18 protein-coding genes are annotated in these 19,681 nt (G+C 72.6%); 8 read left to right on the top strand and 10 right to left on the bottom strand.

The window, feature by feature from the left end:
* Positions 1-11: 11 nt before the first annotated feature.
* Complete coding sequence (locus H505_RS0135020; RefSeq protein WP_026405659.1) at positions 12-701, bottom strand: ComEA family DNA-binding protein; 690 nt, start codon at positions 699-701, stop codon at positions 12-14.
* Between the two features lie 95 nt (positions 702-796).
* Positions 797-1,648, bottom strand: coding sequence for a type I methionyl aminopeptidase (map, locus tag H505_RS0135025; protein WP_051301511.1), 852 nt, complete (start codon positions 1,646-1,648; stop codon positions 797-799).
* A 70-nt stretch (positions 1,649-1,718) separates the two neighbouring features.
* Here map and H505_RS50405 point away from each other — a divergent pair, with 70 nt between their 5' ends.
* Positions 1,719-1,895, top strand: a complete 177-nt coding sequence (locus H505_RS50405) for a hypothetical protein (RefSeq protein ID WP_157433249.1) — start codon at positions 1,719-1,721, stop codon at positions 1,893-1,895.
* 37 nt (positions 1,896-1,932) lie between these two features.
* Here H505_RS50405 and H505_RS0135035 read toward each other — a convergent pair whose 3' ends face one another.
* Positions 1,933-2,499, bottom strand: coding sequence for a hypothetical protein (locus tag H505_RS0135035; RefSeq protein ID WP_034521551.1), 567 nt, complete (start codon positions 2,497-2,499; stop codon positions 1,933-1,935).
* 121 nt (positions 2,500-2,620) lie between these two features.
* On the opposite strand from H505_RS0135035, the gene npdG reads away from it, so the two are divergent.
* Together npdG and H505_RS0135045 are read left to right on the top strand one after the other, a co-directional pair.
* The gene (gene npdG, locus H505_RS0135040) at positions 2,621-3,325 is read left to right on the top strand and encodes an NADPH-dependent F420 reductase (RefSeq protein ID WP_026405662.1); all 705 of its coding nucleotides are present in this window, start codon (positions 2,621-2,623) and stop codon (positions 3,323-3,325) included.
* A gap of 67 nt (positions 3,326-3,392) precedes the next feature.
* Positions 3,393-4,445: a potassium channel family protein gene (locus tag H505_RS0135045; RefSeq protein ID WP_064743774.1), complete on the top strand. Its 1,053-nt coding sequence runs from the start codon at positions 3,393-3,395 to the stop codon at positions 4,443-4,445.
* 24 nt (positions 4,446-4,469) lie between these two features.
* Here the strand turns inward: H505_RS0135045 and panB are convergent, their stop codons facing one another.
* Positions 4,470-5,321: a 3-methyl-2-oxobutanoate hydroxymethyltransferase gene (panB, locus tag H505_RS0135050; protein WP_026405664.1), complete on the bottom strand. Its 852-nt coding sequence runs from the start codon at positions 5,319-5,321 to the stop codon at positions 4,470-4,472.
* Positions 5,322-5,571: 250 nt separating this feature from the next.
* On the opposite strand from panB, the gene H505_RS0135055 reads away from it, so the two are divergent.
* Positions 5,572-7,668: an ATP-binding SpoIIE family protein phosphatase gene (locus tag H505_RS0135055; protein WP_026405665.1), complete on the top strand. Its 2,097-nt coding sequence runs from the start codon at positions 5,572-5,574 to the stop codon at positions 7,666-7,668.
* Here H505_RS0135055 and H505_RS0135060 read toward each other — a convergent pair.
* The 6 genes from H505_RS0135060 to H505_RS0135080 form a co-directional block, all read right to left on the bottom strand.
* A complete protein-coding gene (locus H505_RS0135060) occupies positions 7,665-11,606 on the bottom strand; it encodes a type VII secretion protein EccC (RefSeq protein WP_026405666.1) in 3,942 nt (1,313 codons plus the stop codon). The two genes, H505_RS0135055 and H505_RS0135060, sit on opposite strands and share 4 nt — an antisense overlap.
* Complete coding sequence (locus H505_RS48375; RefSeq protein WP_051301512.1) at positions 11,603-12,472, bottom strand: DUF6177 family protein; 870 nt, start codon at positions 12,470-12,472, stop codon at positions 11,603-11,605. The genes H505_RS0135060 and H505_RS48375 overlap by 4 nt, the downstream gene beginning before the upstream one ends.
* The gene (locus H505_RS48380) at positions 12,469-12,804 is read right to left on the bottom strand and encodes a hypothetical protein (protein WP_157433250.1); all 336 of its coding nucleotides are present in this window, start codon (positions 12,802-12,804) and stop codon (positions 12,469-12,471) included. The genes H505_RS48375 and H505_RS48380 overlap by 4 nt, the downstream gene beginning before the upstream one ends.
* A 112-nt stretch (positions 12,805-12,916) precedes the next feature.
* Entirely contained in the window at positions 12,917-13,891 is a 975-nt protein-coding gene (locus H505_RS50410; RefSeq protein ID WP_157433251.1) for a hypothetical protein, read from the bottom strand.
* A 75-nt stretch (positions 13,892-13,966) separates the two neighbouring features.
* Positions 13,967-16,174 carry a hypothetical protein gene (locus tag H505_RS0135075; protein ID WP_026405667.1) on the bottom strand — a complete coding sequence of 736 codons (2,208 nt, stop codon included), beginning with the start codon at positions 16,172-16,174 and terminating at the stop codon, positions 13,967-13,969.
* Complete coding sequence (locus H505_RS0135080) at positions 16,171-16,485, bottom strand: DUF6507 family protein (RefSeq protein WP_026405668.1); 315 nt, start codon at positions 16,483-16,485, stop codon at positions 16,171-16,173. The genes H505_RS0135075 and H505_RS0135080 overlap by 4 nt, the downstream gene beginning before the upstream one ends.
* Positions 16,486-16,797: 312 nt before the next feature.
* Between H505_RS0135080 and H505_RS0135085 the strand changes: the two genes are divergently transcribed.
* Genes H505_RS0135085 through H505_RS0135100 form a run of 4 tightly spaced genes read left to right on the top strand, consistent with a single transcriptional unit; the run spans position 16,798 to position 19,679 of the window.
* A complete protein-coding gene (locus H505_RS0135085) occupies positions 16,798-17,127 on the top strand; it encodes a hypothetical protein (protein ID WP_026405669.1) in 330 nt (109 codons plus the stop codon).
* 18 nt (positions 17,128-17,145) lie between these two features.
* Complete coding sequence (locus H505_RS0135090) at positions 17,146-17,448, top strand: pore-forming ESAT-6 family protein (RefSeq protein ID WP_026405670.1); 303 nt, start codon at positions 17,146-17,148, stop codon at positions 17,446-17,448.
* Between the two features lie 43 nt (positions 17,449-17,491).
* Positions 17,492-18,430, top strand: a complete 939-nt coding sequence (locus H505_RS0135095; RefSeq protein WP_026405671.1) for a TNT domain-containing protein — start codon at positions 17,492-17,494, stop codon at positions 18,428-18,430.
* Positions 18,431-18,449: 19 nt separating this feature from the next.
* A complete protein-coding gene (locus tag H505_RS0135100) occupies positions 18,450-19,679 on the top strand; it encodes an EsaB/YukD family protein (RefSeq protein WP_026405672.1) in 1,230 nt (409 codons plus the stop codon).
* Positions 19,680-19,681 lie beyond the last annotated feature (2 nt).

The following is a 19,681-nucleotide window of genomic DNA, read 5'->3' on the forward strand; positions in this document are numbered from 1 at the left end:
CATACCCGGCGTCAGCGGATGAAGACGGCGTAGTCGGTCAGGTCGCCGGTCAGGTCGGGCGGCAGCCCCGCCACCGCCGACAGCTCCTCCGCGGACATGAACCCGCCCGTCTCCGCCCGCACCCGCTCGATCCGCCCCGCCAGCTCCGGCGTGATCCCCGGCAGCAGCGTCAGCGCCTTCGCCGGCGCGTGGTTGACGTCGACGAGGCCGCCGTCGTTGTACTGGCGCGGCAGGTCCGGACGGCCGATCCGCAGCTCCTTCGCCAGCCCCGGGTCGGTCGCGGCCAGCTCGCGCGCCTTCTCCCGCAGCAGCCGCCGCCGCTTCACCCGCTCCACCACGGCCGCGTTGTCGACGCCCGACAGCCCGTGCGGGTCGAACACCCGCCGCCGGATCACGAACGCGTGCCCGCACCCGATGACCGCGAGCACGAACATCAGCAGGCCCACGGTCCGCTGCGTCCCGTCGTCGCCCCCGAGGTCGGGCAGCAGGTACAGCATCAGCGCGAAGACGCCGATGTACACGCCCGACGACACGAGCAGGTGCAGGTTCCGCCGCCACAGCGCGGCCGCCGCGAACGTGAACGGGGTCGCGTACCCGAGCGTCAGGAACGGCAGCGCCGCCCACGTCACGCTCAGCGCCGCCCGTCCCGGCGGCATGCTGTCGGACGGAACCCTCGACTCGTACGGCGCTGGCTCGTTCATCCAGGAGTCTCCCGGGGCCGGGTGCGACGGGTGCGACGTTGATCCGACTCGTTGGTCCGACTCTAGGCGATGGGACGCTCAGGCGGCGCGGAGCCTCACGGCAGGGTGAGGATTTCGTTGCCGTCGTCGGTGATCAGGATCGTGTGCTCGAACTGGGCCGTCCGCTTGCGGTCCTTCGTGACGACCGTCCAGCCGTCGTCCCACATGTCGTAGTCGAAGCTCCCCAGCGTGAGCATCGGCTCGATCGTGAACGTCATCCCCGGCTCGATCAGCGTGGTCGCGCCCGGGTCGTCGTAGTGCGGCACGACCAGGCCCGAGTGGAACGTCGTCCCGATCCCGTGCCCGGTGAAGTCGCGCACCACCCCGTACCCGAACCGCTTCGCGTACGACTCGATGACCCGGCCGATCACGTTCAGCGCCCGTCCCGGCCTGGCGGCGCGGATGCCCCGCATCATCGCCTCCCGGGTGCGCTCCACCAGCAGCCGCGACTCCTCGGGCACGTCGCCGCACAGGAACGTCGCGTCGGTGTCGCCGTGCACCCCGCCGATGAACGCGGTGATGTCGACGTTGATGATGTCGCCGTCGCGCAGCACCGTGTCGTCCGGGATCCCGTGGCAGATCACCTCGTTGATCGAGGTGCACAGCGACTTCGGGAAGCCCCGGTAGCCGAGCGTGGACGGGTACGCGCCGTGGTCGAGCATGAACTCGTGCCCGATCCGGTCGAGTTCGTCCGTCGTGATCCCGGGCCGGACCTGCTTGCCGACCTCCTCGAGCGCCTGCGCCGCGATCTTTCCCGCGACCCGCATCTTCTCGATGGTCTCGGGCGATTTGACGTCCGGCTCGCCCGTCTTGGGCTTCTTCTTCCCGACGTACTCCGGGCGTGGGATGTGCGCGGGCACTTTCCGCAGCGGAGAGACATTGCCGGGCCGGAGAAGCTGGGTCGTCATGGTAAAGGAGTGTAGTCAGCGCGACCGGGGCACGAATCCCGTGCTTCCGTTGACGTCGAGAGGAGCGCCCGTGAAAGGCACTGACGGCGACTGGTGGTTCTGCCTCAAGCACATGAAGGTGGAGCACGGCCCCGGCTGCCCCAACAAGGACCGGATGGGCCCCTACGACTCCGAGGGCGCCGCCGCGAACGCCCTCTCCCTCGCCCGCGAGCGCAACGAAGCCTGGCGCCGCCAGAACGAGGACTGAACGGGCGCCGGCGCCGCCGGCGGCGACGCGGCGCGCGTCAGTCGACGGTGGGCCCGGTGACGGTCTCGAGGAGGCGGGCGAGGCGGGCGCGCAGGCCGGGGCGGTCGCGCGCCCGCTCCTCGCCCGCCGCGGCGCTGACCAGGTGCTGGGCGCCGTCGAACGACAGCAGCGCCTCCTCCGGCGGGACGGTCAGCGCCTCGTGCGCGAGCCCCCGCAGCTCCCGGTCCCCGCCTTCGAGGGCCAGGACGGTCGCGCCGGTGCGGCGGGCGTCGTCCACGCGCTCCAGCAGCGGGACGGGCGCGTCCTCCTCGGCGACGACGAACACCGTCTCCCCGCGCCGCGCCGCCTCCAGCCGGTCCAGCCCGACGGCGAGGTGCGCGGGCGCGCCGGGCGGCGGGGACCAGCGCACCAGCGTCGGGGCCAGCCCGGGCGCGGCGCCGAGCCGGCTCTCGTCGTCGAGGTGCGCGGCGAGGTGCCACGGGTCGCCGCCGGGCGTGCCGACCAGCAGCAGCCCGCCGGGCGTCCGCGAGGTGACCCGCAGCGCGCGGCCGAACTCGGTCGTCCGGTCCAGCCAGCCCGTGGCGGACAGCACCTCGCGCAGCATCGAGATCTGCTCGGCGTCCACGGCACCATGGTGCCGCACCGGGCGCCGTCCGCAGGCGCTTTCCCCCCATCGGGGAGGCCGGGACACGGCGGCCGGGGACCCGCCTGGCAGACTCGGCGGCATGAGCGAACAGCAGCGGAAGAATCCCCACGACCTCCCGGACGCGAGCGGCCTCACGATCGGGATCCTCGGCGGCACCGGCGACCAGGGCAAGGGGCTCGCCCGCCGGTTCGCGCTCGCCGGGCACCGGGTGACGATCGGCTCCCGCAAGGCGGACCGGGCGCAGGAGGCCGCGGACGACCTGAAGGCGGGCGACCCGGGCCTCGAGGTGTCGGGCGCGGAGAACCCGGCCGCGGCCGGCGGGTCCGACATCGTGATCGTCGCCGTCCCGTGGGAGGGCCACCGGGCCACGCTGGAGTCGGTGCGGGACGAGCTCGCCGGCAAGATCGTCGTTGACTGCGTCAACCCGCTGGGCTTCGAGAAGGGCAAGGGCGCGTTCGCGCTGCCGGTCGAGGAGGGCAGCGCCGCCGAGCAGGCCGCCGCCGTCCTGCCGGACAGCCGCGTCGTCGCCGCCTTCCACCACGTGTCGGCGAAGCTGCTGCTCGACCCCGCGGTCGGCGAGATGGAGCTGGACGTCCTGGTCCTCGGCAACGACCGGGAGGCCACCGACCTCGTGCAGGCCCTCGCCGGCCGGATCCCCGGCATGCGCGGCGTGTACGGCGGCCGCCTCCACAACGCGGGCCAGATCGAGGCGTTCACCGCGAACCTCATCTCGATGAACCGCCGCTACAAGGCCCACGCCGGCATCCGCATCACCGACGTGTGATCCGGTCGGCGCCGCCGGCCGCGTTCCGGGCCGGTCGCGGCGACCGCCGGCGGGCAGGGGAGCGCTCGTGATCGATCCGGAGGCGGCGCGGCGGCCGCTCGTCCTGCTGCCGAAGGCGCGGACGGGGCCGCTGCGCGCCGTCGGGCGGCGCGTCGGGATCGCCGCGCTCGCGGTGCTGGCCGTCGTGGCCGCCGTGTACCTCGGCCGCGACGGCTACCGCGACTCCGCCGACGGCGAGGTCACGCTGCTGGACGCCTTCTACTACGCCACCGTGTCCGTCTCGACGACCGGGTACGGCGACGTCACGCCGGTGAGCGACAGCGCCCGGCTCGTCAACATCCTCTTCGTCACGCCCGTGCGGGTGCTGTTCCTGATCGTCCTCGTCGGCACGACCCTCGAGGTGCTCGCGGAACGCACCCGCGAGGACTGGCGGAAGTCACGCTGGAGGGCCCGCGTGCGCGACCACATCGTGGTGACCGGCTACGGAACGAAGGGCCGGAGCGCCATCAAGACCCTGCTGACCACCGGGATCCCGCACGAGTCGATCGTCGTGGTCGACCCCGACCCGCGCGTCGTCGCCGAGGCGGCGGAGGCGGGCCTGGCGGGGATCGTGGGGGACGCCACCCGCAGCTCCGTGCTCCGGCAGGCCGGGGCACCGCGGGCCCGCGAGATCGTCGTGGCGGCCGGGCGGGACGACACCGCGGTGCTGATCACGCTGACCGCGCGGCAGCTCAACCCGCGGGCCGGCATCCAGGCGTCGGTGCGCGAGTCGGAGAACGTCCCGCTGCTGCGGCAGAGCGGCGCCGACCACGTCGTGACGTCGTCGGAGGCCGCGGGGCGGCTGCTGGGCGTCTCGACCCGGCACCCCCACGTCGGGGAGGTCATCGAGGACCTGCTCGACCAGGGCAGCGGCCTCGACCTGATCGAGCGGGGGGTGACGGCCGAGGAGGCCGGGCGGCCGCTCTCGGCCGCCGCGGAGCCGGTGCTGGCGGTGGTGCGGGACGGGCGCAAGCTGCCGTTCGACCACCCCGACTGCGCCGCCCTGCGGCCGGACGACCGGCTGATCGTGGCGCGCTCGACGCACCGGCGGGCCCGGGAGGACGGCGACGGCCCGGGCTGACGCCGTCCCGCCGGGCCCGGTGCGCTACTTGTAGGAGTGCTCGGCGGCCGGGTAGGTGCCGCCGACGACCTCGTCCGCGTAGGCGCGGGCGGCGTCGCCGAGGACGGTGTTCACGTCCGCGAACTTCTTGACGAACTTGGCGGTGTGCGGGGTGAGGCCCGCCATGTCCTGCCATACCAGGACCTGCGCGTCGGTGCCGCCGCCGGCGCCGATGCCGATCGTCGGGATGGACAGCGACGCGGTGACGCGCGCGGCGAGCTCCTCGGGGACGCATTCGAGCACGACCGAGAACGCGCCGGCGGCCTCCAGCGCCTTGGCGTCGGCGATCAGCTCCTCGCCGGACTCGCCGCGGCCCTGCACCCGGTACCCGCCGAAGACGTTCACCGACTGCGGGGTGAGGCCGAGGTGCGCCATCACCGGGATGCCGGCCGCGACCAGCGCCTCGACCTGCGGCAGGATGCGGCGCCCGCCCTCCAGCTTGATCGCGTGGGCGCCCGCCTCCTTCATGAAGCGGGTGGCGCTGGCGAGGGCCTCGGACACGCCCGTCTGGTACGAGCCGAACGGCAGGTCGGCGACCACCATCGCGCGCTTGGACCCGCGGACGACCGCGGCGGTGAGCGGGACCAGGTCGTCGACCGTCACGGGGATCGTCGAGTCGTAGCCGTAGACGACCATGGCGGCCGAGTCGCCGACGAGCAGCACGGGGATGCCGGCCTCGTCGAACACCCGCGCGGTGAGGGCGTCGTAGGCGGTGAGCATCGGCCACTTCTCGTGCCGCTGCTTGGCCGCCGCGATGTCCCGGACGGTGACCCGCCGCCCGCCGGTGCCGCCGTACAGCGCGGTGGGCTGGGCGGGGGGTGCAACAGAAGAAGACATGCGAAACCTCCGGTCTTGAGGCGCCACGGTGGCGTACCCAGACGGTCCGATCGTGCCACTTGGTCAACGATTCGGGTAGCCCCGACATTCCACAATCTATTGGGGCGAGTTGGGTGCAAAGTGTGGTTCGGAGTCCGGTTTTCCGCACGGTAAGCGCGATCTTCTCCCCGCGTAACGGTGTCATGGCCCATACTGTCGCTGGATACTGCTACGACGACCGGCTGTCTGGAGCGCGTCAGTGAGATCCGTCATGGCGCCGCGAGGCGACGTCCCCGGCCCCGACTCGGCCTCCCGGACCCTCGTCCTGGGCGTCGACGGCGCCCGGCGGATCGTCCAGTGCGGGCCCAACGTCCGCGCCGTCCTCGGGAAAGAAGCGGGGGAGCTGCTGGGCCGCCCCGCCTGCGACCTCGTCGCGGAGGAGGGCAAAGCCGAGCTGGAGTCGATGCTGGAGGCCATCGGCGAGAACCAGGAGCGCCGCGGCGTCCTGCCCGTCCAGAGCCGCGGCGACACGGTCTCCGCGATCGTGACCGCGCAGCCCATGCTCGGCGGCGACGAGGGCGCCGCGCCCGCCGCGCTGCTGTACGTCCAGGTGGCGCTGCCCCCGAGCGAGCGCTACCAGGACCCGGCCCTCATGCGCCGCGCCCTGCTGGACGACCCGCTCACCCGGTTCGGCGACACGCTCGACCTCGACCAGTCCGCACGCAAGATCGTCGAAGTGGTCGTCCCGCACTACTGCAACGCCGCGTCCGTGCTGGTGCTGGAGAGCCTCGTCGCCGCCGACGAGGTGCACAGCGAGTCCGGCTCGGCCGTCATGCGCCGCATCGCCGTCACCTCCGACGACGACAACCTCGCCTGGACGTCCGCGTTCCCCGTCGGCGAGGTCCTCGTCTTCCCCGAGGGCACCCCGTACCACGAGGTCATGGACACGGCCCGTCCCGTCCACCGCCCCCACATCGACGCCGACGCCGCCGGGGCCATCGGGCGGATCTGGCGGCGCGACCCCGCGGGCGCGCTGCTCACCGACGTCTCGATGGTGCTGCTGCCGCTGATCGCCAACGACACGCTGCTCGGCTTCATCGCCTGCACCCGCGTCCCCGGCTTCCGCAAGTTCGACCGGTACGACGTCGAGATCGGCATGGAGTTCGCGGGCGGCGCCGCGATCGTCATCGAGAACGCCCGCCGCTACAGCCGCGAGCGCGCCACCGCCCTCGCCCTCCAGCGCAGCCTGCTGCCGAACCGGCTGTCCGCGCCGTCGTCGGTCGAGGTCCGGCACCGCTACCTGCCCGGCAGCAAGCTCGTCGAGGTCGGCGGCGACTGGTACGAGTCGATCGCGCTGCCCGGCGCCCGCGTCGCGCTGATCGTCGGCGACGTCGCCGGGCACGGCGTCCGCGCCGCCGTCACGATGGGGCGGCTGCGCACCGCCCTGCACACCCTCGCGAACCTGGAACTGCCGCCCGCGGACGCCCTGCACGTCATGCACGAGCTGATGATCGAGCTCGGCGAGCAGGAACCCCACTTCGCCACCTGCGTCTACGCCGTGTACGACGCCACCACCGGCACCATCGAGATCGCCTCCGCCGGGCACCTGCCGCCGCTGCTCGCCGGCCCCGGCGGCGACAACGAGTACCTGCGGGTGCCGCCCGCGCCGCCGCTCGGCGTCGCCGGCGGCGCCGCGATCGAGAGCCGCGAGTTCACCGTCGAGGACGGCAGCCTGTTCGTCATCTACACCGACGGGCTCGTCGAGAACCGCGGCCGCGACATCGACGACGGCCTCGCCCGGCTCCGCACCATCTTCGGCCCCGACTCGGTGGACCGTCCCATGGAGGACCTCGCGAAGGCCACCCTCGCGGGCGTCTACGCCGACCAGCACCGCGACGACATCGCCGTGCTCATCGCCCGGCTGCGCCGCCTCCCCGAGGACCGCCGCGCCTCCTGGACGCTGCCCGCCGACCCCGCCGCCGTGCGCCGCGCCCGCGGGCTCGTCCGCACCCGCCTCGCCGACTGGGGCCTCGAAGAACTCGAGTACACCACCCAGCTGCTGATCTCCGAGCTGATCACCAACGCGTACCGGTACGCGCACGGCCCCATCGAGCTGCGGCTGCTCTACGAGCGCACCCTCGTCTGCGAGGTCCTCGACCGGTCCGCCGCGCTGCCCCGCCTCCGCCGCGCCGAGGACGACGACGAGAACGGCCGCGGCCTCCTCGTCGTCAGCCAGCTCGCGCACCGCTGGGGCAGCCGCCGCACCGCCGCGGGCAAGGTCGTCTGGTGCGAGCAGACCGTGCCCGGCATCGACCCCGAACCCGCCGACGTCGAGAGCCTCTGGCCCGGCGAGAGCCACCACCGCTAGACGCCGCCGGCCACCGCCGTCTGGACGGGGCGGGGGGACCCGCCGCGCGGGATCCACAGCCCGCGGCCGGGCGGCAGCGGCTCGGCGTACACCCGCGGGAACAGCTGCCCCTCGGACCGGTCGCCCGCCATCACCAGCGCGCCCGTGCCGATCTCCCGGACGGCCTGGACGATCGGCTCGTACAGCCCGCGGGACGCGCCCGCCACCCGGCGGGCCACCGCGAAGTGCAGCCCGATGTCGCGCCCGTTCGGGACGAACGGGAGGAACGGCGCGAGCGGCTGCCGGCCCGCCGTGGTCAGCAGGTCGTAGTCGTCCACCAGCACCACGATGCGCGGGCCCGCGACCTCGACCGGGCCCGAGTCGTCGGGCATCCGGCCGTCCAGCTCCTTCGCCACCCCCGCCGCGAGCCCCGCGCACACCCGCGGGGTCGTCCCGTAGCCGCCGAGGTACGGGTCGGGCACGAAGCCCTGCAGGGAGCGGCGCGGGTCCATGACGGCGAACACCAGCTCGCCGGGGGAGTACCGGTCCATCAGGCCGCGCGCCAGGAGCCGCAGCAGGTTCGACTTGCCGCAGCCGCCGTCGCCGAGCACCAGCAGGTTCTGGTCGCGGCCGAACAGATCGACGTCCGCCGCCGCGAAACGCTCGTCGAGGGCGAACGGGACGGTCCGCGGCGCGTCCGCCGGGCCCGGCAGGTCGCGGGCCGGGACCAGGTCCGGCAGGACGCGCACCGGCGGCGCCTGCGGACCCGTCCAGGCCCCGGCGACCGCCCGGACCGCCGCCTCCAGCGCGGTGCCCGGCGCGGTCGGGTCCGGTTCGCCGCCCAGCGCGGGCACCGCGACGTGCCCGAACAGGCCGCCGTCGGTCAGCGCCCGCCCCGGCGTCGCCGCGGTGATCGTCCCGGCCAGCCTGCGGTCCACCGTCGAGTCGGCCGGGTCGTTCAGCCGCAGCTCGACCCGCTGCCCGAACGTCGACTGCGCCGCGATCCGCACGTCGTTCCACCGCAGCATCCCCGCCACCACGTGCACGCCGTAGCCGCCGCCGCGCCGCAGCACGTCGGAGACCATGTCGTCGAGCTCCTCGAAGTCGTCGCGCACCGCGCCGAACCCGTCGACGACCAGCACCACGTCCGCGCACGCCAGCTCCGGCACCTCCCCGGCGGCGTGCAGCCGCCGCAGCCGCTCGACCCCGTCGATGCCGCGCCGCCGGAACACCTCCTCGCGGTGCTCCAGCATCGCGTGGACCTCCTCCACGGTCCGCCGCACCCGCTCCCGGTCCGTGCGGCCCGCGACACCGCCCACGATCGGCAGCCCGTCCAGCGCGTGCAGCCCGCCGCCCGCCAGGTCCAGCCCGTACACGGCGACCTCGCCGGGCGCGGACGTGAGCGCCAGCGACAGCACCAGCGTGCGCAGCAGCGTCGTCTTGCCGGTCTGCGGCCCGCCGATGACCGCGACGTGCCCGCCCGCGGCCGCCAGGTCCAGCCGCCACAGCCCCTGCCACTGCCGGCGGGGGTCGTCCAGCAGCCCGACCGGCACCCGCAGCGGCTCCGGCTCCACCGGCAGCCGCAGCCCGCCGGGGGCCGCCTCCGGCGCCCCGCACACCGCGTCCAGCGACGTCAGCGCCGGCAGCGGCGGCAGCCAGATCCGCCGGACCGGCGCACCGTGCCGCGCCACCTCGCCGGTCAGCACGTCCAGCAGCGTCGGGCCCGCCGTGCGCACCGGCAGGGCCGGCTCCGCCTCCGCCGGGCGCCCCGCGGGCTCCGGCGGGGGGCACAGCGGGTACGCCCGCACGGACGGGACGTCCGGCGCGTCCTCGCCCACCACCACCGGCCCCCGGTGCGGGCCCGACACGTACCCGCCCTTGAACCGGGTGTAGATGCTCGTGTCCACCTTCAGATACCCGAACCCGGGCATCGCGGGCAGCCGGAACGCGTCGGGCGTGTCGAGCACCGTGCGGCTCTCCTCCTCCGAGAACGTCCGCAGCCCGATCCGGTACGACAGGTACGTCTCCAGCCCCCGCAGCTTCCCGCTCTCGATCCGCTGGCTCGCCAGCAGCAGGTGCACCCCGATGCTCCGGCCGATCCGCCCGATCGACAGGAACAGCTCGATGAAGTCGGGCCGCGCCGTCAGCAGCTCCCCGAACTCGTCGATGATCACCAGCAGGTGCGGCAGCTCCGGCAGCTCCGGCCGCGACTCCCGCAGGTGCCGGTAGTCCCCGATGCTCGCGACGTTCCCCGCGTCCTTCAGCACCCGCTGGCGCCGCTGCACCTCCCCGGACAGGCTCGCGTGCACCCGCTCGACCAGCCCCGCGTCGTCCTCCAGGTTCGTAATCACGCCCGCCACCTGCGGCAGCGCGCCGAACGGCGCGAACGTCGCCCCGCCCTTGTAGTCGACCAGCACCATCGCGACCTGCTCGGGGGAGTGCGTGCACGCCAGCGCCAGCACCAGCGTCCGCAGCAGCTCGCTCTTGCCGGACCCGGTCGCGCCCACGCACAGCCCGTGCGGCCCCATCCCGAGGCTCGCCGCCTCCTTCAGGTCCAGGACGACCGCGCCGCCCGCGTCGTCCGCCCCGATCGGCACCCGCAGGAACGCCCGCTCCCCGCGCGGCGCCCACAGCGCCGGGACGTCCACGTCCTCGACGTCGCGCACGCCGAGCAGCGCCGGGAAGTCGACCTCCCCGCCCTGCGCCGCCGCCTCCTCCGCCGACTCCCGCGACAGCCGCAGCGGCGCCAGCATCCGCGCCAGCCCCTCGAGCATCCCGCCCGGCACGTCGTCCAGCGTCCCCGCCGTCCGCACCGGGGCCTCGCCCCGCAGATCCGTCACCTCGACCCGGTCGCCGTCCACCCGGACCCGCACCCCGACCTCGCCCGGCTCGTGCGCCTGCTCCGCCAGCAGATGCACCACCGTGACGCCCAGGTCCGCGACCGGCACCCCCTCGTCCGGACGCACCAGCTCCACGGCCACGTCACCGTGCACGTCGTGCACCACCACCAGCCGCCGGAACACCGCCGGGTCCCGCACGCCCAGCCCCCGCCGCAGCTCCGCCGCGACGTCCGTCCGCGCCTGCAGGTCGTTCGCCAGCAGCGCCGCCAGCCGCAGCGGGCTCGGCGCCACCAGCCGGAACGGCGCCCCGCCCTCCCGGCGCCGCCGGTCCAGCGCGTGCGGCGGCCACTTCAGCCACTCCCACTCCTCCGGCCGCGACCCGCCGTACGCCACGCCGACGTCCTCGGGCGCGTGGAACGCCGCGAGCTGCACCAGCAGCGCGCGCATCAGCCGCAGGACGTCCTCCCGGCCGCCCACGACGCTCACGTCGCCCGCGCCGTCCAGCGGCACCGTCACCGGCATGTCGGGCGCCGTCCGGAACCGCTCGACCAGCGCGTTCGCCTCCGACAGCATGAACGGGTCCGTCGGCGCCAGCGCCGTGCCCTCCTCGCCGACGACCAGCCGCCGCCCCGGCACGAGCCCGGTCCCGACCCGCACCCGCAGGAAGTCGGGGCTGCGCCGCCGGCGCTCCCACAGCCGCGCCGGATCGCGGACGACGTCGTACAGCGCCTCCGGCGGCGGATCCAGCAACCGCGCCTCCGCCCGCGCCGCCCGCTCCTCCGCCGCCAGCGTCTCCCGCAGCTCCTCCAGGTACTCCAGGTACCGCTCCCGGTGGTTCCGCCGCTGCCGCGTCACCTGCCCCCGCCGCGACAGCAGCAGCCCGACGCCCGCCGCCAGCGCCACCACCAGCAGCACCGCGCCCAGCCCGATGAACGCCGGGTTCCGCACCACCGTCATGACGGTCAGCGACCCCATCATCCCGACCATCGGCAGCACCGCCATGAGCTGCCCGCCGCCGCTCCGCTCCGGCAGCGTCGGCGGCGCCTCCACCTCGCGCGCCGCGGGACCGGACGGCGGATGCACCGTCCGCGCCGGCCGATGCACCATCCGAGTCGTCACACGGCCCCCTCGGCACCCCGGTACCGGGACACGATCCGGGCCAGTTCGTCCCACCCGGCCGGCCCCTCCTCGAGGTCGAACCATCCCATCGCACCGAACTCCACGGCCACCTCCGGCCCGAGGCCCAGCCCCACCGGCACCGGCGGCCCGCACTCGTCGGCGCCCACGGTCAGGTCGTCCCGTCCGGGAACCCGCTGGGCGACCACGCTGACCAGCGAGAACCCCGCCGCGAGCCGCTCCGCCGCGCCCCGCGCGTCCGCCCCGTCCCGCGCCCCGACCGTGAGGCTCTCCTGGACGCCCCCGTCCGTCCGCGTCACCGTCATCGTCCCGACGACCGGCTCCTCTCCCGCGAACACCAGCCGCGTACCGCCGGGCGCCCGCTCCCTGCACAGCTCCGTCAGCGCCTCGACGTCCCACGGGTTCGCCGCCGGCTCCGACGTGCCCCACCCGACCGGCGGGCCCCCGAGGCTCTCGCACAGCGTCTGCGCGGCCACCCCGAGCATCAAGGTGTCGTACGCGGTATGCCGCACGACCGCGTTCACCACGAGGAACGAGCCGTCCCCTCCGCCCCGCCGCCGCGTACCCGTCGGGGCGAACCGCTCGCCGTCCCATGCGAGCCCGGCTCCGGACAGCCCGTCGAAGAACCCGCCGTCCGGACCGGTCACGACCCACCGGCAGTCGGGCCCGTTCAACGCGAGCCGCAGCGGCAGCGTCAGCCGCGAGTGCGCGGGCGTCACGACCTGCAGCCCTCTGCCCTCCGCCGAGCACGCCCGGACGGCCTCGGCCGTCCACGACGACATCGACACCACGGGCCGGTTCTGCATCACCACACCGACCCGCTCGGTCAGCAGATCGACCGTCGTCACACCGCCCGCCTCACGTACTCGGGATCCCCGGTCCACACCACCCCGCCGAGCCGCCGCACCAGTTCGCCCGCGAACCGCAGCGCCAGCACCTCCGAGCCGTCCCGCTTCTCCGCCCCCCGCGCCTCGACCCACCACACGGGCACGTCCACCCCCGCCACCTCGGGCCCCAGCACCCGCACCAGCTCACTCCGCACCCGCACGAGCACCGGCGTCTCGACCGTCACCACCACCCGCCCGTCCTCATCGCACAACTGCAAAGCCCCACCCCCATGGACCGCCCGCACCCGCAACCCCTCGTCCGCCGCCACCATCCCCGCCACAACAGCCCCCACATCAGGCTCCCCCTCAACCAGCGCCACCACATCCCGCGACACCCAACCCTCCCCAGCTAATTGGTGCGATCGTCACGTATCACTCATCTGGGGCTTGTTGGCATCTCAAGGGTCAACGTTCTTCCAGATGAGTGCGCACCTTGCCTATCTGAGTCAAGAGAAAACCACCCATCGACTCGTCATCCCAGGCGCCTTTCCTGCTTGTCGTCAGAAAATCAAAGGGTGGCCCCCGGTGTCCTTTGAGAAGATCGATCGAGGGTGCATGTAGAAATGCGGAGATTGTTTCGTGTGTCAAGGTGAGATCGACGGATACAGCTACGCGCACATAGTCTTCAAGACTCATTCGAGACGTGCCGGTTATCCATTTCCATGGGTTTGCTGTGGTTGCCGCGTCCGCGAGTGCAGAATGGTTGAACACTTCCGCTAGAGTCCGGCCCAGCAGTGCGTCTCCCGCGGTACTGCGAAGCGAAGCGACCGGCGCGGTGATCGTCTCACGTGTATCGTCGGAGAGATTGATACGTGGCAGCACCTGGACCAGCCCGTTTTGCTCGAATACGGTAACGGCTCCGTGCGCGGGGGAGGTGCGCTGGAGTGCGGTAGAGGTCTTCGCAGTTGTGTCGAACAAGTTGAGATCGAACCATGTTTCACGGCCGTCCTCGTCCCAAGATGTGCCTGGTGGAAATTCGCGGACGCCGCGCACAGGGTGAAAGTCGGCGAGGATGTCGTCCTCGTCCCCGAGGGCCAAAGGTCGCTCCAGTTTGGTCAAGCTCTCAAAAAAACGGAAGCCAAGCTTTCGCTGGACGTTTTTTCTGGACAGGTGGTGAACGTTGCCGACCTCGATGGAAAGCTCATAACCGTACGGCTCGAACGCTGTGGTCGTGTCAAGATCGAGCTCACTCCAGTCGCTTACGCTCAGCCGCAACGTGGCGAACCCTGTTTCGCCGAGTTCCGTCAGAGAACTGATCGTATAGGTGTAGCCGTGTTTGGTTCCGAAGTATCCGGTGGTGCCCAGCAGGACGGCGACGTTCTGGGCTAGAGAGGGCATGTCGCCCGGATACGCCAGGTAAACGTCAACGGTGCTGCTCATAGTGGTTCCTCCATGTCGTCAGGTTCCCTTCAGTGTGTCGGGAGCCGATGGTTGACCGGCCGGGCATCACCGCCATCAAGTGCCCGTGCCGTCGCCGGCATCGGCCTGCGAGGTAAATCTACGCGCTTCCGGTGTCCATCGTCCGAGGAGCCTCGTATCCGTGCCATCAACATGGATGATGTCGCCGTTCTCGTATACGACTTTCGTTCCGTTGCCGAGATAAGCCTCGATCCGACCGAGATGCTGCAGGCGCTCGTCGCCGGCCGGAAGCATCCGGCCAAGCCGGGATTTGAGTCCGTTCAAGACGTGGATGATCTCGAGGCCGCCCTTGCGGCCATCGATGACGATGTCGCCCCAGAGTTGGCTCCCGTCCGGTTGCTCATCCAACTTTTCGAAGCCCTTGCCCAGCGCTTTGTCGACGGCGCTTCTGGTGTTTCTGCCGACACTCTTGTATTCCGTTGGAGTCCCTGGGTCTTCCGGACCTGTGCGTTCAAGTGCATCCATCGAGTTGAATCCTTCGTGGCTCCTTATGTGAACCGGAAGGCGGGTGACGAGTCTTCCTTCGCCTGCGCGCAGGAACGCGGTATCGCGTTCCTGGTCGTTGAACCTGTTGTCCGGGTTGGGGTCAGGCGGATCATATACTCCGGGCGTATATTTCTCGCCCAACGGACTTGGCTGCTGTGGAACGATACTACCGAAGTGCTCTGGCGGAAGCTCTTGTGGGCCGTCGCCGCCGATACTGGTTGAACGGTCATGTGGCGGGCTTATGGGTGGATCGCCCGGGCGGGATGTGCCTGGCGATTCAGGTCGAGGTGCTCCAGAGTCGGCGGCCTCCCGCCAACCGTTGCCGGGCTCGGAAGCAGAAGGGGCGCCGCCACTATTATGATGCTTGCCGCTGTCTTTGTTTTCAGCGGCTTGATGTGGTGGTTTCTGGCCATCGTTGGTGGTGTTGGTTACTTCAGGGGGGCGGGCGCCTACCAGCTCGGGGGTGCGTTCGTGGGAGGTGCGGACTGCTTGGGTTGCCGGTTGCTGGTGATCGCGGAGCATCCATTCGGGGATGTGGGCGGGTATCTCCGCCTGGCGGGGGGCCTCGCCCGAAGCTCTTGCGGGGGCGGCGAGATTGGGAGGTGCGGACTCGGGTGAGTCCGGTGCGCGGGACGGGGAATCGGGGGTGGGTGGGTGGTTCCAGGTGATGGTGGCTGGGTCTACGTGGGGGGTGATGACTCTTGTCCGGGTCAGGTCGAGTTTTAGTTTGGTGCCCAGGTCGCCGAACTTGTGAGTGAGTTGGGCGGCTATGTCGGAGACCTTGGGGAGGCGGGCGCCGGCGCGGAGGGTGAGGGAGAGCGGGTCGAGGGCTTCGCCCACCTTGGCGGCGGCGCGGGTGCCCTTGGCGATTTTGCCGGCGCTGCCGGCTTTGCCGATCGGGATGATCGTGGTGACGATGTTGTAGGCGGTGTTGCCGAGGGCCCGGGCGGGGTCCTGCTTCCACTGGTCCCAGGCGACGAAGCTCTTGCCGAAGCCCTTCCAGGTCTCGCCGAACTTGCCGCGGAGTTTGGGGGAGAGGAGGGCTATGGCGGGGGTGCCGAGGACCATGAGGTTCTCGAAGGACTCGCGCCACTTGTCGGGGGAGGTGGCGAGGTCCCAGAGGCCCGTGGCGTCGCCCCACAGGCCGTCGCCGAAGAAGCCCGTGAGGAACGAGGTGGCGCCGTCCCACATGTCCTCGTACCAGGGGTTCTCGGCCTCTTCGGGCGTGCCCCAGGTGAGCGGCTTGCCGTCGGTGCACATCTGTTTGCTCGGGGCGGTGCCGCCGTAAGCCGAGTAGATGCTCGTGGATGCCTTTTCCTGGGCTTTCTGGAAGGCGAGTGCCTGGGCGTCGACGGCTTGGAGGAGGGAGTTGTTCTCCTGGACGAGGTCCTCGTTCTTGCGCCAGTCTTCTTCTTCGGCGTAGGTCTTGTTCACGAAGGTGACGGCCTGCATGTACAGGTCGGTCAGCTTGCGCTTGATGACGCGGGTCTCGGCGGCGTAGGTGGTGAGGGCGCCGGTGACCTTCTCGAGCTGCCCGGCGAACGATGCGGCGTCGTCGCGGACGGGCGCGGTGGCGGAGAAGAGGTCGGCGGCCTCGGGGGCCTCGTAGAAGGCCGAGAGGCCCTGCCACGTGGAGTGGACGTCCGCGCCGGTCTCGCGGATCCCGGTGGCGGCCTTCTTGAGGCCGTGGGCCTCGGCTTCGACGGCGTCGGGGTTGACGCCGGACATGATGCTCAGGACGTGGTCGGGGACGATCATCGGCTCGTCCGGGCGGCCTTCGCCTGGGCTTGGGCGGCCATCTCCTCGTCGCCGCGTACGTAGGCGTTGGTGGCCTCGGCCGCGCCGCGCAGGGTGCGCTGGGTGCGGTTGCGCAGGCCGAGGAGGGTGGGCCTGTGGTGCTCGACGAACCCGCTGAGGGCCTTGGAGACCTGTGTGCTGCCGGACGCGGTGCCGGCGTCGCGGCAGCCGGTGGCGAACGCTCCCGCGTGCTGCTCGAACGGGGCGAACGCCTCGGCCGTCCGGTTGATGACGCCCTGGACGCCCTGCGGATCGATGTCCCATGCCGTCAATGCGCACCCCCGCGATCTTGTGATGTGCGAGTCAAGTTAGGGGGAGCGAGGGACGAAACGCTGATATTTGGTGTTTTGGATGACCGTAATGCGCGTTTTCGGTGGGTGTGGAGTTGGTGGGTGAAGGGAGGGGCGATCGTTGTTTTTGCAGGTCGCTGGTGTTCAGGGCCTTGGAGGTGGGGGTGTGTGGGGTGTGTTGCCGGAATCGGTCAGGGGTCGACTGAACGCCTGACGTGTCTGACTCGTCCGATAGAACGGAGATCAAGATCCGGCTATCGTCGTCCGCGCGGCGATTCGAGCGGTAGGTGAGACATGGGGCGATGGGACCAGGGCGAGCAGACGCTGATCACGCTCGCGAACAACACCGGGGACCGCGGTGAGGAGCTCGCGGCGCTGGTGAAGCAGCTGATCGTGGCGGCGGAGCCGCTCGCGGGGAAGTTCAACGGGGCCGGTAAGGCCGCGTTCGACGGTTTCAAGGCGCGGTCGGACCAGATTGCCGCCGACCTGAAGGGCGGCCTCGACCGGGTGAACACCGGGCAGATCGGCATGGAGCAGGCGTTCGCCGCCGGTGACCGGTCGATGGCGGACGAGGCCGGGCGCATGCAGTCGGCGGCCGACTTCGACGGCGCCAAGTTCCGCTGACCACGAGAGGACGCCCGAATGACGAACGGACGCCGCAGCTACGACACCGGGGCATCCGGCGAGGCGCAGGCCAACATCCACGCGATCGTCGCCCGGCTGGAGGCGCTGATCGGGACGCGCGACACCGACGTCGCCGCCGCGCTGGCCGACTTCGAGGCCACCGGGGTGTCGGAGGAGTACCGCGCGAAGGAGGTCAAGTGGCACAACGCGGCCAACGAGACCCGTGAGATCATCCGGCTGGTCAAGGCGACGCTGGAGCGCAACGACGAGATCGCCGGGACGACGCTGAACAAGGCGAGCGCGGCCGTTCAGGCCATCTGAACGCGGTCGGGAGGGACGCACCGGTCGGTGCGTCCCTCCTCCGGTGAGAGGGGGGACCCTGCGCGACTACGACGCCCAGTTGCTGGAGTCGGTCGCCGTGCGGCGCCGCAGGCTCCGGCACGCGCTGCTGTTCGGCCCCGACCGGACCCGCCGGACGTTCGACGAGAACCTGGTGAAGGTCGTTGCGGGGCTGTGCGTCGCGGCGGTGCTGTGCGCGGGGACGGTCGGGTTCTCGTACCTGCGGTCGCGGCTGCAGGAGCAGGAGCGGAAGGCCGCGGAGTCGCAGGTCGCCGCGCCCGGGCCCGGGACGGCGCCCGTGCCCGCGGAGTGGGTCGGCGCGAAGGTGACGTTCGCGATGCTGCGCCGGGCGCTCGCCGGCGCGGGCGTCCCCGCGGGCCTGTACGTCCTGCCGGACCGGCCGGGGGGTTCGGGGTCGCACTACGTGGTGGCGCGGGACGCCGACGGGTACTCCGGCGGCGTCGTCGAGTTCGGCCGTGCCCGGATCGCGGCGGAGTTCCCCACCGAGGACGAGGCGTGCCGCTGGCTGTACGGGGAGCTGGTCGTCCCGGACGGGCGCCCCGTGCGGGCGCTCGACGCGGACGCCGAGCGGGCGGCGGTGCGGGGCGGTGCGGCGCTCGACGCGGAGGTGCGGGACGCGGTCGCCGCGGCGGGCGGGACGTCCGTGGTGCACCGGCTGCGGGCGGGGACGCTCGTCGACGCGTTCGGGAACGAGTCCGGGTCGGTGCTGTCGCCGTTCGGGACGCCGTTCGCGCGCCGCGGGCTGCCCGCGGAGGCGCGGGGCTACCACCGGTACCGGGTGGCGCGCCCGTTCGACGCGGACGCGTCGCTGTCCGCGGGCGGCGGCGCGCGGTTCACGCTGAACGCCGGGCTGTTCCCGAATCCGCCCGCTCTGCTCACCGTCCGGTGGCTGGTGCGCACCGGCTACCTTGATCCCGTCACCGGGGCGGGCGTGCCCCGGTGACCGCAGTGGAAAGGGTCCTATGTCCGCGTGGAGCCGGGTGACGCTCGTCGGCGAGCACCGCCGGGTCGACATGGTCCTCCCGGCGCGGGAGCCGATCGGGGCGCTGCTGCCGGACGTCCTGGAGGTGCTCGACGACCCGGTGCAGAGCCCGCCGCGGCTGCGGCACCTGGCGACGTCGACGGGGGAGGTGCTCGACCCCGGGACGACGCTGGCCGAGCGGCGGATCCCGGACGGCGCGGTGCTGCGGCTGGTGCGCGGCGACGAGCCGCTGCCCGCCCCGGTGGTGCACGAGGTGCCGGAGGTGGTGGGCGACGCGCTGGACGGGCGGCTGTGGCGGTGGGGCCCCGCGGCGATGCGCTGGACCGCCACCGCGGCGGTCGCGGCGCTGGCGGCGGCGATCGTCCTGGTGCTGCGCGCGGGCGTCGCGGGTCCGGCGGCGGCGGGCGGGGCGGCGGGTGCGGTGGCGCTGTGGACGGCCGCCGAGCGGCTCGACCGTCCGGACTGGCTCGCGTGGACGGGCGCGGGCCTGCTGGCGGCCGCGCTGACGGTGCTGCTCGGGGCGGTGTCGCCACTCGGCCGGGGCGGCGTCGTCGGCGGCGCGGTGATCGCGCTGCTGGCGGGCGCCGGCGGGCTGTGCGCGGCGTTCGGGCTGGACGCGCCGCGCATCGGCGCCGTGCTGGCGGGCGGGTGCGTCGTGCTGCTGGGGGTGGTGCTGCGGCTGGCGCTCGCGCTGTCCGGGCTGACGTCGCTCGACGACCGGCGGGGCGAGGGCGGCGCGGTGCGGCGCGGGGACGTCCTGGAGGCGTTCGACGGCGCGCACCGCACGATGACGATCGCGACCGCGGCGGTCGCGGTCGCGGCGGCCGTCGCCGGGTTCGGGGCGCTGTCGCGGTTCGACGGCTGGACGGCGGCGCTCGCGGCGCTGCTCGCGGTGGTGCTCGGCGGGCGCGCGAGGGTCTTCCCGCTCGTCGTGCAGAAGACGGCGCTGCTCGGCGCGGCCGTCGCGATCACCGTGGGGCTGGCGGTGCGGCTGGCGGGGCACGCGAGCTGGGGCCCGCCCGCCGCGCTCGTGCTCCTGGCCGGGGTGCTGGCGGTGCCGGTGGCGGTGCTGGCGGCGGGGCAGCCGGAGCATGTGCGGGCGCGGCTGCGCCGGGCGGCGAACGTGGTGGAGGGGCTCGCCGTCGTCGCGATCGTCCCGGTGGCCATCGGCGTGTTCGGCACGTTCGAGCGCCTGCTCGGCACGTTCTGAGA

Source organism: Actinomadura rifamycini DSM 43936 (genome assembly GCF_000425065.1).
Lineage (GTDB): Bacteria > Actinomycetota > Actinomycetes > Streptosporangiales > Streptosporangiaceae > Spirillospora > Spirillospora rifamycini.

What these genes read in the sequence shown, in the direction of transcription:
- H505_RS0135075 (WP_026405667.1), bottom strand. Translation starts at nt 16,174, where the DNA reads ATGATCGTCCCCGACCACGTCCTGAGCATCATGTCCGGCGTCAACCCC.
- H505_RS0135055 (WP_026405665.1), top strand. Translation starts at nt 5,572, where the DNA reads ATGGCGCCGCGAGGCGACGTCCCCGGCCCCGACTCGGCCTCCCGGACC.
- H505_RS0135100 (WP_026405672.1), top strand. Translation starts at nt 18,450, where the DNA reads ATGTCCGCGTGGAGCCGGGTGACGCTCGTCGGCGAGCACCGCCGGGTC.
- panB (WP_026405664.1), bottom strand. Translation starts at nt 5,321, where the DNA reads ATGTCTTCTTCTGTTGCACCCCCCGCCCAGCCCACCGCGCTGTACGGC.
- H505_RS0135035 (WP_034521551.1), bottom strand. Translation starts at nt 2,499, where the DNA reads ATGCTGCGCGAGGTGCTGTCCGCCACGGGCTGGCTGGACCGGACGACC.
- H505_RS0135090 (WP_026405670.1), top strand. Translation starts at nt 17,146, where the DNA reads ATGACGAACGGACGCCGCAGCTACGACACCGGGGCATCCGGCGAGGCG.
- H505_RS0135020 (WP_026405659.1), bottom strand. Translation starts at nt 701, where the DNA reads ATGAACGAGCCAGCGCCGTACGAGTCGAGGGTTCCGTCCGACAGCATG.
- npdG (WP_026405662.1), top strand. Translation starts at nt 2,621, where the DNA reads ATGAGCGAACAGCAGCGGAAGAATCCCCACGACCTCCCGGACGCGAGC.
- H505_RS0135085 (WP_026405669.1), top strand. Translation starts at nt 16,798, where the DNA reads ATGGGGCGATGGGACCAGGGCGAGCAGACGCTGATCACGCTCGCGAAC.
- map (WP_051301511.1), bottom strand. Translation starts at nt 1,648, where the DNA reads ATGACGACCCAGCTTCTCCGGCCCGGCAATGTCTCTCCGCTGCGGAAA.
- H505_RS50410 (WP_157433251.1), bottom strand. Translation starts at nt 13,891, where the DNA reads ATGAGCAGCACCGTTGACGTTTACCTGGCGTATCCGGGCGACATGCCC.